Below are 14,793 nucleotides of genomic sequence, written 5' to 3'. Positions count from 1 at the left end.
CCACGCGGCCACGGGCCTCCCGTCCGTCGTACGGTTGCGGGATGACCACCGCGCCGACCCGCACCTTCACCGCACCCGTCGGCCGGATCGTCGGGCACCGTGACGGCGCGGTCGTCCGCGCGCTCGGCATCCCGTACGCCCGGTCGGAGCGATTCGCGCGTCCGGAGCCGGTGCCGCCGTTCGCCGAGGACTTCATCGCCGACACCCCCGCCCCCGTGCCGCCGCAACCGTCGACGCCCGTGCTCGAGGCGCTCATCCACCCCATCGAGGCCGAGGTCTCCGAGCAGTGCCAGGCGCTGTCGGTGACCGTGCCGGCGGACGTCCGCGACGACGAGCGGCTACCCGTCATGGTGTGGATCCACGGCGGTTCGTACGTCGTCGGCGGCGGGGACATCCCGATCCACGACCCGCGCGCCCTCGTCGAGGAGCAGCGCGTGGTCGTCGTGGCCGTGACGTACCGGCTCGGGGTGCTCGGGTTCCTCGGCGACGGGGAGCGGGTACCGGCGAACCTCGGGCTGCTCGACATCGTCCAGGCGCTCCGGTGGGTGCGCGGGAACATCGCGGCGTTCGGCGGCGACCCGGAGTCCGTCACCCTGTTCGGCCAGTCCGCGGGCGGCGACGCGATCGCCCACCTCATGGCGGCGGACGGCACGGCCGGGCTCTTCCGCCGGGTGATCGTGCAGAGCGCGCCGCTCGGGTTGTCCCGGCGACGTGCCCGGATGAACCGCGCCATGGTCCGGGCCGTCCGCGCGGTCGGGCCGGAGACCGGACTCGACGAGGTCCTGTCGCTGCAGGCCGCGGCGGAGCGGGTCGCGCTGCCCTACGGCCTCCGCGGCGGGATGCCGTTCGGCACGCAGTACGGGCACGCGCCGCTGCCGGCCGAGCGTCACCTCGACGCGGCCTGGCGCCGGGCAGCACCACACGTCGAGGTCCTGATCGGGTCCGCCTCGGACGAAGCCGCGCTCTACCTCCCGATGATCCCCGGCCTGGCGGCGCTCTGCCGGACGCGCACCGGCCGTGCGCTCGTCCGCTGGCTGCTCGTCCGACCCCTCACCGCGGTCATCTACGGCCGGGACGCCCGGGCGTTCGCCGCACGACACCGAGCTGCCGGTGGCCGTGCCGTCGTCTACCGGCTGCACCGCGGGGTCACGGTCCGACCGACCGGGGCCGTGCACATGAGCGACGTGCCGCTGCTGCTCGGCGACCGTCAGGCCTGGGCCGGCAGCCGCTTCGTGCCGGAGCGGGACTGGGCGGCCGTGGAGCGGCGGGGTCCGGGGATCCGCGCGGTCTGGGCGGAGTTCGCCCGCACCGGACGCGTCACCATCGCCGACGACGAGACGCTGACGTTCGACCGGGGCTGACCCGCCGCACCCCTCGAACTGGCGGTCGCGCCGTCGCCGCCCGCGACGGATGATCGACCTCATGCCCGACGCCGATCTCCGCCACCGCATCGTCACGGCAGCGGTCGAGGCCTTCCGGCGGTCGGACTTCCACAGCGTCGGCCCGGCCGAGGTCGCGGCGCTCGCCGACGTCACCGTCGCCCAGGTCACCGACGCGTACCCGGTCTGGGAGCTGCTCGTCGTCGCCGTCATGGACCGCTGGGACAACGGGGACCGCCGGCGACTGTGGCACCTGGCCGAGGAACAGGGGGCAGCCGCCTACCTCCGCGCACGCCTGCAGTCCGGTCTTGCCGACCCCGCGCTCGTCCGGATGCGCATCGCCACGCTGAGCGCCGCCTCCGCGCCGTCACACCCCGCTGCCGGGTGGTTCCACACCCAGTACGAGCACGCGTTCGACGACGTCACCCTGGCCCTCGTCCGCGACGTCGTGGCCGGACGCGAACCGCGCGGGACCTCCCCGAGACACGCTGCCGAGCAACTGGTCGCCCTCTACGAGGGGTTGCAGCTACAGGCCATGCTCCGGGACGACGCGGACCTCCTCTCCGGCTGGGACCGGGCCGTCGCCCGGATGCGCGCCGGATGGGGTGCGGTCGCGCTGGTCTGAGCAGCCGCCGGCGACCTGCCGGGACCGGCGGTGACGGCCGGGAGGCGCGGTGCAGGTGAGCCGGTCAGCCCTCCTGCACCGCGCCTCCAGTCCGGACCGCTGCGGACGCAGCGACGCGGTGTCAGCCGCGGATGAACGCGAGGATGTCGGGGTTGATGACGTCCGCGTGGGTCGTCAGCATCCCGTGCGGGTAGCCCTCGTAGATCTTCAGCGTGGCGTCGCTGAGCAGTTCGGCCTGCTTCACGGCGGCGTCCTGGTACGGCACGACCTGGTCGTCGTCGCCCTGCAGGACGAGGACGGGCACGGTGATGGCGCGGAGGTCCTCGGTCTGGTCCGTCTCGGAGAACGCCTTGATGCCCTCGTGGTGTGCGACGGCGCTGCCCGTCATGCCCTGACGCCACCAGTTGTCGATGACCGGTTCCGACGGCGTCACACCGGGACGGTTGTAGCCGTAGAAGGGGCCGGAGGCCACCGCGCGGAAGAAGTCGGCGCGGTTCGCCGCGAGGGCCCGACGGAACCCGTCGAACACCGAGATGTCCGTGCCCTCGGGGTTCGCCTCGGTCTTGAGCATCAGCGGCGGGACGGCGGCCACGAGGACCGCCTTCGCGACGCGTCCCTGCGGCTGGCCGTACTGCGCCACGTACCGGGCCACCTGACCGCCACCGGTCGAGTGACCGATGTGGATCGCGTCGTGCAGGTCGAGGTGCTCGACGACGGCGGACACGTCGCTGGCGTAGTGGTCCATGTCGTGGCCGGTGCCGATCTGCGACGAGCGCCCGTGCCCTCGGCGGTCGCTCGCGATGACGCGGAAGCCCTCGGCGAGGAAGTACAGCATCTGCGCGTCCCAGTCGTCCGAGGACAGCGGCCAGCCGTGGTGGAACACGATCGGCTGCGCGTCCGGGTTCCCCCAGTCCTTGTAGTAGATCTCTGCACCGTCGTCGGTGGTCACGAATGCCATGGTCGTCCTCCTGTTGTGGGGTGGGGTGGGGTGGGGTGGGGTCGGGGTGGTCTTGGTGGGGTCGTCAGTCGAGGTCAGCGACGGCGTCCGTGATGAACGCGGCGACCTCGGCGGGGTGGGTCTGCATCAGCAGGTGCGGGCCGTCGATCTCGATGACCTTCCGGCAGCCTGCGCGCTGGTACCCGAAGCGCTCGACGTCGGAGTTGATGGTGTGGTCGGCGCCGGCGACGATGCCCCAGGACGGCTTGGTCTTCCACGCGGCCGCGGAGGCGGGCTCGCCGAACGCGACGGCGGACAACGGACGCTGCGAGACCGCCAGGACCGCGGCCCGCTCCTGGTCGAGCCCGCCGGCGAACACGGCGGGGAACGCGTCGACGGCCACGGAGACGTCCGTGCCGGGCTCCGCCCCGTCGACCGGGTAGGGCGCGTAGACGAGGTTCGCGGCGAGGTCGCTGTCGGGGAAGCCGCTCTGGAGGGTGCCGAGGCTCTCGCCCTCCTCGAGGGCGTAGGCGGCGACGAACACCAGTCCGACGACGTTCTCGGCCATGCCGACGACGGTGAGCACCGCACCGCCGTAGGAGTGCCCGGCGAGCAGGACCGGTCCGTCGATCTGCTCGACGAACGACCTGATGGAGGCCGCGTCGCCGGACAGGCTGCGGTTGGACACCGGCGGGACGAGGACCTGGTGGCCCTGACCGAGCAGGAGCGCCGTGACGGGCGCCCAGCTGGCGGCGTCGGCGAAGGCCCCGTGGACGAGGACGATGGTGGGTGACGATCCCGGCATGGCGCGAACCTATCCGCGGGGACGGCCGGCGCACATCGGTCACGACGACTGAGATCGTGACCGACCGACTCAGCCGTCGACGGAGGTGCGCGCGGCTCACCCGGTCGCGAGGACGTCCGACAGCTGCCGCCGGTCGGAGATCCCCAGCTTCTGGAACGCGGCGTAGAGGTGTGCGCCGACGGTCCGGGGCGAGACGAAGAGGTGCTCACCGATCGCCCGGTTGCTCAGTCCCTGCGCCGCGAGCGTGCAGACCCGGAGCTCCTGCGGGGTGAGCAGCTCGTCGCGTCGTCCGGGTACCGCCAGGCGTTCCCCGGTGGCGCGGAGGGCGTCGCGCGTGCGTTCCTCCCACGCGGGCGCGGGCATCTCCCCGAACAGGGCGAGGGCCGCGTGGAGGGCGGCACGGGCGTCCTCGCTCCGGCCCGCAGCGTGCAGACGCCGTCCGAGACGGAGGAGCGTCCGGGCCTTCGCGTACGGGATCGACCAGCGCGCGTCCCGGACCGCGGCCCAGGTGGTCGCGAGTTCGTCGTCGGGGACGAGCGCGGCCCTGACGTGGTCCAGGGCGGTCCGGACCATCGGCGCGTGCCACCGGTCGTGGAGCTGCTCGAGGTCCGCGAGCCGCTGCTCGGCGTCCTCCCGTCTCCCGGAGTCCAGCGCGGCGTCGACGAAGTCGGGCGACGTGATCACCGCGAAGTCGGGGTGGTACGCGTCGTGTCCGGGGTCGGCGATGCACCGGAGGCGCTCGAGGGCCTTCGCGGGTCGGCCGGTCACCAGGTACGCCGCACCCTGACTCCCCAGGACGGTGGCGCGCATCGCACTCGACCGGAGCACCTGGGCGCCGACCTCCGTCCCCCCGGAGATGACGTCGACGTCCGGCTGTCGGCCGTCGAGGGCGTCGAACCACGCGAGCGCGCACCGTGCCGCGGCGGAGAACCCGGCGTCGCCGAGGTCACGGCCCAGCGACACCGCCTGTTCGGCGAGGAGACGGGCCTTCGCGACGTCCCCGGCCAGGTACGTCGTCATCGACGTCCCCATGAGCGCCTGCGGGAACGTCCGCAGTTCGCCGCGCGCCCGCATGCTCGCGAGGGCCCGGTCGAGGAGCACACGGGCGGTGTCGATCTCCCCGACCAGGTTGAGCGCGTACCCGAGGAGCCACGCCGACTCCTCGTCCTCGGCGGACGGGGCCGCCTCGAGGGCGAGTTCCAGGACCCGGTCGCCCCGGACCACCGGCTCCGTCCGCGCGGCGAGGAGGATCGACCGCGGGTCGTCCTCCGGCAGCGCGAGCGCCTCGACGACGGCGAGCATCGGGTCGCCGGGGCTCGGCTCCAGGGTGTGGTCCCACGCGATCGCGGCGAGGTGGAGGAGCGCAGCGGTGGCGTGCTCCACACCGCCGGCAACCTGCATCTCCGAGACGGCGTGGAGTGCCGGGCCGAGGTCGCCCCTGGCCAGCCCCGTCCGACCGGTGGGCAGCGTCTCGGCGACCCATGCCGCCCGTGCGGCCAGCAGCCGGTCCGGGGCCTCCGAGCTGGCCCGGTGCGCCAGGAGCGACGCCTCCGACGTCCGCCCGGACAGACCCGCCAGCTCCGCCGCGACGATCAGCCGTCCCACGCGCACCGCCGGGTCCGGAACCGGATGGCCCGAGGAGCGACCCACTCGAGGAGTCCGGACGCCGACGCTCGGTCCGTCCACGTCGGAGCCGGGACCCGCCCGAGTGCCCGACCGGCGGCCCGGGCGGCTTCCTCTGCGGTCGCACCGCTGGAGAGTGCCACGGCGAGGAGGGCGAGCCTGGTGGGCTGGTCCAGTTCCGCGTACCGGTCGCCGAACTCCTGTTCCACCCGGCCGACGACGGGCCGCTGGCGCGGGCGTCCCCCGGCCCGTGCAGACCGAGCTCGCGGAGCGCGAGTGGGTTCCCCGCGGCGCGGGCAATGAGCTCGCGCCGCGCCTGGCCCGTGGGCGCACCGGGGACCGCGTCGAGCAGCTCCGCGGCGGCCGCGTCGTCGAGCGGCGCGAGGTGCAGGCGTCGCAGCCCGGGCTCGTCCAGGGCGTCCGTGTTCCGCGTCGACATCACCATGACGATCGGGTCCTCCGTCACGCGACGGGCGATCATGCGCAGTGCCCATGCGGACGGGGTGTCGATCCAGTGCAGGTCCTCGGCGACGATCAGGAGCGGGGTCGCGGCCGCGGCGTCGGAGAGCAGGGTCAGCGCCGCGAGCCCGGCGAGGAGCGGTGACGGCTGCACGCCCGCGGCGACACCGAACGCGACGTCCAACGCCTGCCGCTGCGGCGCCGGCAGGTCCGGGATGCCCGCCCGCAGCGGGTACAGGAGCATGTGGAGGGCGGCGTACGGTTCCGCCGACTCGTCGAGCGTGCCGGTCGTTGTGAGGACCCGCACGCCACGGCTGTCCGCGTACTCGACCACGTCGGCGACGAGCGACGACTTGCCGATCCCCGCCTCGCCGTCGACCACGAACGCCGAACCACCGCTGTCCACGTCCCGGATCGCGGTGCGGAGGGCCGCGATCTCCCGCTCGCGCCCGATGACGGGCTGCGCCATCGTCATGCCGTCAGTATGCCAGCGGCGCTGCCCCGGTCACGTCCGGGGCAGCGCCGCACTCCCGCTGACCCGTCACCGCCCCCGCGCGATCCGCCCCGCCACCGGCAGCACCCCCACGACCGCCACGACGACCGCCGCGAGCGAGAACCCGGCCCAGGACGCGAGGTCGAACCCGGCTGCCGGAGCACCGGCGAGCCCGAACCCGACGCCGACCAGTGCCGGCAGGACGGCGAGGGTCCCGATCACCACGGCTGCGACCGCGGTGTAGGCCGTCTCGACCCCGGCCATCCGCAGCAGCTGGACGCGGGTGGCGCCCGTCCGCTGCAGCAGCCCGAACTCGTCGCGGCGACCCCGGGTGGTGGTGAGCAACGTGTTGCCCGCGGCGGCCGCCACGAAGGCGAGCAGGGCGACGACGAGGACCAGGGACAGTCGCCGGTCGCCGTCCCCTGACCGGAGGGCGGTCGTGACGTAGCCGTCGACCGAGGTGACGCCGACGCCGGTGGCGAGCAGGGCCTCCCGGACGGCGGCACGGTCACCGGCGGCCGTGTCGACGAGCAGCGTGCCGGCCGGGCCGCTCGTCCGGTCGCGCACGAGGACGTCACCGAACGCCAGGCCGCGGTCGTAGACCGCGACGACCCGCGCCGGGGTCGCCGGTCCGTCACCCGTCCGCATCCGGATGGTGTCCCCGAGGCCGGTCGGGGTGAGGGCGATGACGTCGCTGCTCACCGCGACGGTGCCCGGCTCGTCGAGCGCGCCGAGGGAGCCGTCGCGCACGGAGGGGTCTACGGCACGGTCGTCGCCGGACAGCGCACGGATCGCCGTCGGCTCCCACTCGAGGTCGCCGAGGGCGGGGAGGTCCTCGTCGGCCTGCTCGATCTGGATCGAGCCGGCGGTGTCCCGCATCGTCGTCGTCGCGCGGACGCCCGGCATCGCCGCGATCCGGTCCGCCTCGGCAGCGGTCACGCCGTCCGCTCCGGTCACGACGAGGTCGGCCTGGAGGCCCGCCCGCAGTTGGTCCCCCGTCGCACGCTGGAGCGCGGCATCCGTCCCGGTCTGCACCGTCCCGAGCGCGACGAGGAGCGCGAGCGGCACCACCGCGGCGCTGAGCCGGCGGGAGGCCCCGCGGGCGTTGAGGAGCGCGAGCGTGACCGCCGGTCCGGAGGCCCCGCGGAGGGCGCGCCGCGCACCCCACTGCACGAGGAGCGGCCCGGCGAGGGCCGCCGCGACCACGAGCACGATCGCGGAGGTGGCGCCGGTCGCACTGCCGACCAGGCCGGGGGTGAAGAAGGGCGTGGTCGCGGTCGCGAGGCCGATGAGCGCGGTGACCCCGGCTGCGATCCGTCGACCGCGCGAGAGCGTGGGGACGTCGGTCGTGCTCGCACGGACGGCGTCGGTCGGGCTCGGGCGGGTCGCTGCCCGCGCGGCCATCGCTGCGGCCAGCAGTCCGGTCGGCACGAGGACGACCAGCGTGCTGAGCAGCGGGACGACCGTCGGCGCGAGGGTGAAGCCCGCGGGGACGAGGTCGCTCGACGCCAGCAGCGGCGTGACGAGCGGTGCGACGAACGTGCCGACGACGGCACCGAGCGGGGCGACGAGTGCGAGCAGGACCAGGACCTCGGTCCGGACCGTGCCGCGGATCTGACCCGCGGTCGCACCGACTGCCCGGAGCAGGGCGAACTCGCGGCGCCGTTCGCGGAGGACCCCCGAGAAGACGCCCGCCACCATGAACACCGTGATGAGCAGCAGCGTCCCGGCGAAGGACCCCGCGACGGTGCTGAGGAACGGCGCTTCCGGGTGCCGGACACCGGCCTCGAGCCAGGCGGCCGTGACCGCGAGGAGCACGGCGGCCAGGGCGACCACGACGCCGGCGCCGAGGACGGCCGCGCGGTTGACGACGAGCAGCGAGCGGAGTGCGGCGCGCACGGCTCAGCGCCCCAGACCGACGAGGCGGGCGGTGACCGACTCGAGCGTGGGGGCGTGCAGCTCGTCCCGCACCCGACCGTCGGCGAGGAACACGACCCGGTCGGCGAAGGCCGCGGCCCGGGGGTCGTGGGTGACGAGCACGAGGGTCTGCCCGAGTGACCGCACCGCGTGCTGCAGGAGCTGCAGGATCCGTTCCGCGGTCGCGGTGTCGAGCGCACCGGTGGGCTCGTCGGCGAACACGACGTCCGGCCCGGCGACGAGGGCCCGCGCGATGGCGACACGCTGCGCCTGGCCGCCGGACAGCTCGCCCGGCAGACGGTCGGTCATCCCGCCCAGGCCGACGGCGTCGAGCAGCTCCCCGATCCGCTGCTCGTCGGCGCGGGTGCCGGCCAGTGTCAGGGGCAGCCGCACGTTTTCGCCGACGGTCAGGTGCGGCACGAGGTTGTAGCCCTGGAACACGAAGCCGACGTGGTCGCGGCGGAACCGCGTCACGGCGTCCGGGCGCAACGCGCCGAGGTCGACGCCCCCGATGACCACCCGGCCACTCGAAGGGGTGTCGAGCCCGGCGGCACAGTTGAGGAACGTGGACTTGCCGGACCCGGACGCACCCATCACGGCCGTGAAGCTGCCGGACGCGATGTCGAGCGAGACGCCGTCGAGCGCGGTCACGGTCGACGGGCCGTTCGGGTACGTCTTGGTGACCCGGTCGAGGTGCACGGCGGTGCCGGTGCGGGCGGGTGAGAGGACTGTGGACACGAGGACTCCTGACGAGGACGGTGCGGGACGGCGTGCGTTGTCCACGCTAGGAAGCCGCACGCCCACGGCCGACACCCGGAGGGTGGGACCCGGCGATGTTGCATCCTCCGATGCAGGCGCGGTGGTCGCGCGGCCGTCGGACGGGAGGCACGGCGCGGCTCGCCGGCATCGGCCCGCCTGCTGCGATGGTCGGGTCATGGAGTACACGGACTACGACACCCGGCTGGCGTCCTACGCCGTGGTGACCGACGGCGACCGGGTGCTGCTCGCGCGGCTGAGTTGGCCGGACGCGGGGCTCTGGACGCTGCCCGGCGGCGGGGTCGAGCTGGACGAGACCGTCGAGGAGGGTGCCGTCCGCGAGGTCCGCGAGGAGACCGGCTACGACGTCGTGGTCGAGGGGCTGCTCGGGATCCGGTCGCACGTCGTGCCGCCGGAGCGTCGGAAGCACCAGAACGGTCGACCGATGAAGGCCGTGCAGGTGGTGCACCGGGCTCGGGTGGTCGGGGGAGCGCTGCGCCACGAAGCGGTGGGGACGACGGACATGGCGCGGTGGGTGCCGCTCGACGAGCTCGGGGCGCACCGGCACGGGCTGCTCGTGGTGCAGGCGCTGCGCTGGGCCGGGGTCGGCGGGGGCACCACGGTCTGACCGCGGAGGACCGCCGGCACCGAGCGGTCCGGTGCGCTGGCCGGACCGGGGCGCAGCCGTCCGGTGCGCTGGCCGGTCGGGGCGCAGGCCGGTCCGGGTGGTGCCTAGGACCGGGAGACCTCGGGCTCCGGGTCGTACCGGATCGCGAGCACGGTGACGTCGTCCTCGTTGTGGCCGGCGCGACCGCGCTCCTCGAGCCGCTCGACGAGGTGGTCGGGGTCCGGGTCGGCGACGGCGAACTCCGCGAACCGGTCGACGGCTGCGAGGGAGTCGCCGAAGAGGTCGAGGACCCCGTCGCTGACGCTGAGGACCACGTCGCCCGGTCGGAGCACGGTCTCCTGCGTCGTCCAGGACGTGCCGACCCCGATCGGCAGGTCGGAGCTCCGGAGCCACGTGTGGCTGCCGTCGGCGCGGAGCAGCAGGGTGAGACCATGTCCGGCGTCGACCCATCGGGCGACTCCGTCGGTGCTGAGGTGCAGGTGGAAGCAGGTCGTGAACTGTTCGGTCGCGGGGGCGTCCAGGCCGACGTCCAGGCCGGTCGCCGTCCGGCTCACCGCCTCGTCGGGTGCCCCGACCCGGACGGACGACCGGAGGACCGACCGCACGACCGCCGCGATCATCCCCGCGCCGACGCCCTTGCCCATCACGTCACCGAGCGTGAAGGCCGCACCGTCGGAGGTCGGGAACCAGTCGTAGAAGTCCCCGCCGACCGACCGGGTCGGCAGACACACGCCACGGACGGTGAACTGCGCCGGGATGTCCGCGGCGGTGACGGGCAACAGCGAGCGTTGCACGAGCGCGGCTTGGCTGATCTCGGCCTCCGCCTGTCTGCGCAGGTCCGCCATGCTGCGCAGCCGGGCCGCGCCCTGCCGGGCGAGTTCGTTGGTGACGCCCGCCACCGCGGTGAAGATGACGAGGACGAACACCAGGCGCACGACCTCGCTCGCCCCGAGCTGCGTGGGGCCGAGGAACATCGGGACCAGGAAGGTCGCGGCCGTCCCGACGAGGGGGTAGACGATGTTCAACCGTCCGGGTCGGGCGGCGATCCAGATGAGCGGCAGGAGCACCGCGGCCAGGAACGGCGAGCGCGCATCGCCGGTGCCGAACCGCAGCAGACCGATCGCGACGAAGTCGAGCGCGGGGACGAGCAGCTCGAACCGTGCGAGCCCGGGTCGCGCCACGAGCAGTCCGGTGAACGCCAGCCCGAGGAGCGCGAGTCCCGTCCCGGCCCACATGCTCGGCGCGTTCGTCACCGTGAGCCAGGGGAGCAGCACGCTGCAGACCGCGGCGACCACGGACACCGCGGCGATGACCGCCTGGTTCGTCAGCGGGGTCGTCCTGGCCGAGGACCGCACGGCCAGCGGCGCCGCACGGTCGGGAGCGGTGACCTGTGCGACGGCCGGGCCGGATGTCGTCTGCGCCATAGGTGACGAACGCTACCGGCCGTCCGCCGCCGTGGGAACGCGCCCGTTCGTGGGGCACGGCGCCCGGCGACGGTGAGCGGACGCGTCGGGGGATCACCCTCCGTCCGGGCACTCGATGCACGAGGATGGACCCGTGCGCACCCAGGAGACCCTGTCCGTCGACCAGGCCGTGGCGCGTGCGGTGGCGCTCGCCGAGGCGGGCGGCCGCAGCGTCGTCGGCATCGCCGGCGCTCCCGGGGCGGGCAAGTCCACGCTCGCCCGTCGGGTCGTCACCGAGGTCGTGACGCGGCTCGGTCCGGGCGTCGCCGTGCAGGTGCCGATGGACGGGTTCCACCTCGCGAACGCGGCTCTCGACACCCTCGGCCGGCGCGGACGCAAAGGCGCGGTCGACACCTTCGACGCCGCCGGGTACGTCGCACTCGTCCGGCGGTTGGCCGCGACCGGGGGGACCGACGGCACGGTCTGGGCGCCCGACTTCGACCGTCGCGTCGACGAGCCCGTGGCCGGCAGCATCGCCGTCCCGCCGGAGACCGTGCTCGTGGTCTCCGAGGGCAACTACCTGCTCGACCAGACCGCCCCGTGGCGGGAGTTGCCCGACCTGCTCACCGAGACCTGGGCCTGCGTCGTCGACGACGCCGTGCGGATCGACCGCCTGGTCGGCCGACACATGCGGCACGGCCGCGACCACGAGGCCGCCCGACGGTGGGCCGTGGAGGTCGACGGCCTGAACGCCGAGCGGGTGACGGCGGACCTGCACCGGGCCTCCGTCCTGGTCCGGACCTGACCGGACCCACCGACGACAGCAGCACCGACCGACAGGAGCACGACGTGACCATCGCCATCACCGGGGCCACCGGCAACATCGGCGGCGCCGTCGCCCGCGCGCTCGCCGCGGACGAGGTGCCCTTCCGCATGGTCGTCCGCGACGCCTCCCGGGCCCCACGGCTGCCCGGGGCCGAGGTCGCCGTCGCGACGTACGCCGACGGCGCCGCGGCCCGCGCCGCCCTGGAAGGCGTCGACGTCCTGTTCCTGGTGTCCGGCGCCGAGGCCCGTGACCGGCTCGACCAGCACCGCACCGTCGTGCGCGCCGCGGCCAGTGCCGGCGTGCAGCACGTCGTCTACACGTCCTTCCAGGGCGCGGCCCCCGACGCGACCTTCACACTGGGCCGCGACCACTGGTGGACCGAGCAGGCGGTGCGCGACACCTCGATGGCGCACACGTTCCTGCGGGACTCGTTCTACCTGGACTTCGTCGAGGACCTCGTCGGCGAGGACGGTGTCATCCGGGGCCCGGCGGGCGACGGGGCGATGGCCGCCGTGGCCCGGGCCGACGTGGCACGTGTGGCGACCGCGGTCCTCCGTGCGCCGGAACGGCACATGGACCGCACGTACGACCTCACCGGACCCGCGGCGATCACGCTCGAGCAGGCGGCCGCGACCGTCAGCGCCGTCCGGGGCCGGCCGGTGACCTACCACCGCGAGACGGTGGAGGAGGCCTACGCCTCCCGGCAGCGCTGGGACCCGGAGCCGTGGCAGGCCGACGCGTGGGTGAGCACCTACACGGCGATCGGCGAGGGCGCGCTGGCGAAGGTGTCCGGGGACGTCGAGCGCGTCACGGGTCGGGCGCCGATGTCGCTGCGGCAGGTCTTGGAGGCCCGGAGCGCCTGAGCACGTCCGCTCCGGCCCGCGGGCGGCCGCGACACCCGGCGCCCGGCGCTCAGCGCACCTTCCGCGCGGAGACCGACCCGACGACGCCGAGGAGCAGCACCGCCACGAGGACGGTCAGCAGCGGAGCCGTCCAGCCGCCGGTCGCCCCGTGCAGGGCCCCGGCCACGAGCGGCCCCGCCGACCCGAGCAGGTACCCGCCGCCCTGCACGAACGCGGACAGCCGGCGGGCATCGTCGTCGTTCGACACGAGCCGCACGATGACGATGAAGATGATCGTGATGCCGCCGCCCTGGGCAGCGCCGCCGAGCACCGACCACAGCAACCAGAGCTGCGGGGCGACGAGCAGCCCGAGGGGCATCGCGAGCCAGAAGAACGCCACGAGGGCGATGATGGCGCGCGGTCGGAACCGGCTGGCGAGCACCGGCACCCCGAGCGCCCCGACGACCGCCAGGATCTGGAACACCGAGGAGCTCGCCCCGGACGACGCCGTGTCGAATCCGATCTCGTCGTGCAGCAACGTCGGGATCCAGGCGGTCAGCGCGTAGTACGAGAACGCCTGCCCGCCGAACGCGAGCATGAGCCCCCACGTCACCCAGCGCTTGGCGGGGTGCGGCAGGGTCGCCACGACGGGGGCCGCCGGGACCGTGCGGACCGCACCGGTGTCCAGGACCTGGTCGATCGGCCCGGTCGCCGGCACCGGTCCGGAGTCGCGGTCGGCACCACGCCATGCGGCACCCGCCCCGACCGTGAAGGTCCACGCGGCACCGGCGACGACCGCGAGCACGGCCCAGATCGCGATCGCGACCGGCCAGCCCCAGACGGCTGCGATCGGTGCCGTGCCGAGCGAGGTCGTCATCGACCCGACGTTGAGCGCGGACGTGTACACGCCCGTGACCAGGCCGACCCGTTCCGGTGACGTGTCCCGCCGGATGACGACCGGGATCACCACGTTGCCGATCGTGATGCCGATGCCGATCACCGCGGTGCCGACGAGCAGCGCGGCCTCGTGCGGGACCGACCGGAGGACGGTGCCGACGAGCACGATGAGCAGCGACAGCGACACGGCGCGCTCCGCGGTGAACCGGGCGATCACCCAGCTGGCGAACGGCGTCGCGAGGGCGAAGCAGAGCACCGGGATCGTGGTGAGGAGCCCGGCGACCGTCGCGGTCATGCCGAGGTCGGCTCGGATGTCCCCGATGACCGGCGCCGGCGCGACGATCGGGCCGCGGAAGTTCAGCGCGACGAGGACGATCGCGGCGGGCAGCAGCCACGCGGCCCCGCGGAGTCCGGCACGGCGAGCTGCCGCGCCGGTGGTCCCGCCGCCGCCGCTCACGTGCCCGGCAGCAGGATCGGCAGCAGGTCGAGCGGGGTCGCCGCCTGCGCGACGGTGCCCGCGGCCTCGGCGGGGGAGCCGTACCCCCACTCGGCGAAGACGGTCGGGACGCCGTGCGCCGCCGCCCCCTCGACGTCGTGCAGGCGGTCCCCGACGAGCACCGGACGGGTGATGTCGAACCCACGGGCGTCGAGCCGGCGCAGCGCTTCCTCGACCACGTCGGCCTTGGCGGAGCGGACCTCGTCGTCGCTCGCCCCCGTGATGACGTCGATGTCCCCGGTCAGGCCGTAGTGCTCGAGGATGTAGGTCGCGGGGGTCTCGGGCTTGCTCGTCGCGGTCGAGATCGGCATGCCGGCCTCGTGCAGGGTGTGCAGGACGACGTCGATGCCCGGGTACATCCGGGAGTCGAGGGCTCCGTGCGAGAAGTAGTGCTCGCGGTACACGGCGAGGGTGCGCTCGGTGAGCTCGTCGTCCATGCCCATCGCGATGCGGAAGGTGTCGAGGATCGGCGGTCCCACGAACGACATGAGCGTGTCCTGGTCGGGCACGGGGACGCCGACCTGCCGGAACGTGTGCGTCAGGCTCTCGATGATGCCCGGCGCCGAGTCGCTGATGGTGCCGTCGAGGTCGAACAGGACGGCGGTGAACGGGCGCTCCGGGCTGCTTGTCATGTCCCACCCAGCCTAGCCGCGCCGCCGGAGCGGCCCCGCGGCGAGGTGAGCCGCGCGCCGGGGGCGGGTCGGGCC

Annotated in this window: 14 protein-coding genes and 1 pseudogene; 6 read left to right on the top strand and 9 right to left on the bottom strand. The window is 74.3% G+C overall.

The annotated features are described in order from the left end of the window. The first annotated feature begins 41 nt into the window (after positions 1–41). Positions 42–1,361 carry a carboxylesterase family protein gene (locus tag DEI91_RS01505; RefSeq protein ID WP_111050605.1) on the top strand — a complete coding sequence of 440 codons (1,320 nt, stop codon included), beginning with the start codon at positions 42–44 and terminating at the stop codon, positions 1,359–1,361. A gap of 61 nt (positions 1,362–1,422) precedes the next feature. Continuing rightward, a complete protein-coding gene (locus DEI91_RS01500; protein WP_146232829.1) occupies positions 1,423–2,004 on the top strand; it encodes a TetR/AcrR family transcriptional regulator in 582 nt (193 codons plus the stop codon). 121 nt (positions 2,005–2,125) lie between these two features. Here DEI91_RS01500 and DEI91_RS01495 read toward each other — a convergent pair whose 3' ends face one another. The 3 genes from DEI91_RS01495 to DEI91_RS01485 form a co-directional block, all read right to left on the bottom strand. Continuing rightward, positions 2,126–2,962, bottom strand: a complete 837-nt coding sequence (locus tag DEI91_RS01495; RefSeq protein WP_111050603.1) for an alpha/beta fold hydrolase — start codon at positions 2,960–2,962, stop codon at positions 2,126–2,128. 64 nt (positions 2,963–3,026) lie between these two features. Further along, positions 3,027–3,746, bottom strand: a complete 720-nt coding sequence (locus tag DEI91_RS01490; protein ID WP_111050602.1) for an alpha/beta fold hydrolase — start codon at positions 3,744–3,746, stop codon at positions 3,027–3,029. A gap of 96 nt (positions 3,747–3,842) precedes the next feature. After that, entirely contained in the window at positions 3,843–5,351 is a 1,509-nt protein-coding gene (locus tag DEI91_RS01485) for a helix-turn-helix transcriptional regulator (RefSeq protein ID WP_146244163.1), read from the bottom strand. Positions 5,352–5,619: 268 nt separating this feature from the next. Between DEI91_RS01485 and DEI91_RS16580 the strand changes: the two genes are divergently transcribed. Further along, complete coding sequence (locus DEI91_RS16580) at positions 5,620–5,973, top strand: hypothetical protein (protein WP_258374250.1); 354 nt, start codon at positions 5,620–5,622, stop codon at positions 5,971–5,973. Here DEI91_RS16580 and DEI91_RS16890 read toward each other — a convergent pair. The 3 genes and pseudogenes from DEI91_RS16890 to DEI91_RS01465 form a co-directional block, all read right to left on the bottom strand. Continuing rightward, a pseudogene (locus DEI91_RS16890) lies at positions 5,869–6,297 on the bottom strand (AAA family ATPase); the annotation flags it as partial. The gene DEI91_RS16580 and the pseudogene DEI91_RS16890 overlap by 105 nt on opposite strands. Before the next feature lie 72 nt (positions 6,298–6,369). After that, on the bottom strand, positions 6,370–8,220 hold the full coding sequence (locus tag DEI91_RS01470; protein ID WP_111050599.1) for an ABC transporter permease: 1,851 nt from the start codon (positions 8,218–8,220) through the stop codon (positions 6,370–6,372). A 3-nt stretch (positions 8,221–8,223) separates the two neighbouring features. Further along, entirely contained in the window at positions 8,224–8,976 is a 753-nt protein-coding gene (locus DEI91_RS01465) for an ABC transporter ATP-binding protein (RefSeq protein ID WP_258374249.1), read from the bottom strand. Positions 8,977–9,172: 196 nt separating this feature from the next. Between DEI91_RS01465 and DEI91_RS01460 the strand changes: the two genes are divergently transcribed. Continuing rightward, the gene (locus DEI91_RS01460; protein WP_110889443.1) at positions 9,173–9,622 is read left to right on the top strand and encodes an NUDIX hydrolase; all 450 of its coding nucleotides are present in this window, start codon (positions 9,173–9,175) and stop codon (positions 9,620–9,622) included. 104 nt (positions 9,623–9,726) lie between these two features. Here DEI91_RS01460 and DEI91_RS01455 read toward each other — a convergent pair whose 3' ends face one another. Then, positions 9,727–11,046, bottom strand: coding sequence for a PP2C family protein-serine/threonine phosphatase (locus tag DEI91_RS01455; protein ID WP_111050597.1), 1,320 nt, complete (start codon positions 11,044–11,046; stop codon positions 9,727–9,729). A gap of 133 nt (positions 11,047–11,179) precedes the next feature. Between DEI91_RS01455 and DEI91_RS01450 the strand changes: the two genes are divergently transcribed. Next, positions 11,180–11,830 carry a nucleoside/nucleotide kinase family protein gene (locus DEI91_RS01450; RefSeq protein ID WP_258374248.1) on the top strand — a complete coding sequence of 217 codons (651 nt, stop codon included), beginning with the start codon at positions 11,180–11,182 and terminating at the stop codon, positions 11,828–11,830. A 44-nt stretch (positions 11,831–11,874) separates the two neighbouring features. Next, entirely contained in the window at positions 11,875–12,714 is an 840-nt protein-coding gene (locus DEI91_RS01445) for an SDR family oxidoreductase (protein WP_181439430.1), read from the top strand. Positions 12,715–12,763: 49 nt separating this feature from the next. On the opposite strand, the gene DEI91_RS01440 is transcribed toward DEI91_RS01445, so the two are convergent. Both DEI91_RS01440 and DEI91_RS01435 read right to left on the bottom strand, forming a co-directional pair. Next, the gene (locus tag DEI91_RS01440; protein ID WP_111050595.1) at positions 12,764–14,047 is read right to left on the bottom strand and encodes a CynX/NimT family MFS transporter; all 1,284 of its coding nucleotides are present in this window, start codon (positions 14,045–14,047) and stop codon (positions 12,764–12,766) included. Next, entirely contained in the window at positions 14,044–14,718 is a 675-nt protein-coding gene (locus DEI91_RS01435; RefSeq protein WP_111050594.1) for an HAD hydrolase-like protein, read from the bottom strand. Before DEI91_RS01435 ends, DEI91_RS01440 begins: the two co-directional genes overlap by 4 nt. Between the last annotated feature and the right edge of the window lie 75 nt (positions 14,719–14,793).

The organism is Curtobacterium sp. MCBD17_032, assembly GCF_003234855.1.
In the GTDB taxonomy this organism is placed as follows: domain Bacteria; phylum Actinomycetota; class Actinomycetes; order Actinomycetales; family Microbacteriaceae; genus Curtobacterium.
This window is presented reverse-complemented; position numbering and strand designations above follow the sequence as displayed.

Coding starts and splice junctions, on each gene's coding strand:
- DEI91_RS01505 (WP_111050605.1), top strand. CDS start 42: ATGACCACCGCGCCGACCCGCACCTTCACCGCACCCGTCGGCCGGATC.
- DEI91_RS01500 (WP_146232829.1), top strand. CDS start 1,423: ATGCCCGACGCCGATCTCCGCCACCGCATCGTCACGGCAGCGGTCGAG.
- DEI91_RS01495 (WP_111050603.1), bottom strand. CDS start 2,962: ATGGCATTCGTGACCACCGACGACGGTGCAGAGATCTACTACAAGGAC.
- DEI91_RS01490 (WP_111050602.1), bottom strand. CDS start 3,746: ATGCCGGGATCGTCACCCACCATCGTCCTCGTCCACGGGGCCTTCGCC.
- DEI91_RS01460 (WP_110889443.1), top strand. CDS start 9,173: ATGGAGTACACGGACTACGACACCCGGCTGGCGTCCTACGCCGTGGTG.
- DEI91_RS01455 (WP_111050597.1), bottom strand. CDS start 11,046: ATGGCGCAGACGACATCCGGCCCGGCCGTCGCACAGGTCACCGCTCCC.
- DEI91_RS01435 (WP_111050594.1), bottom strand. CDS start 14,718: ATGACAAGCAGCCCGGAGCGCCCGTTCACCGCCGTCCTGTTCGACCTC.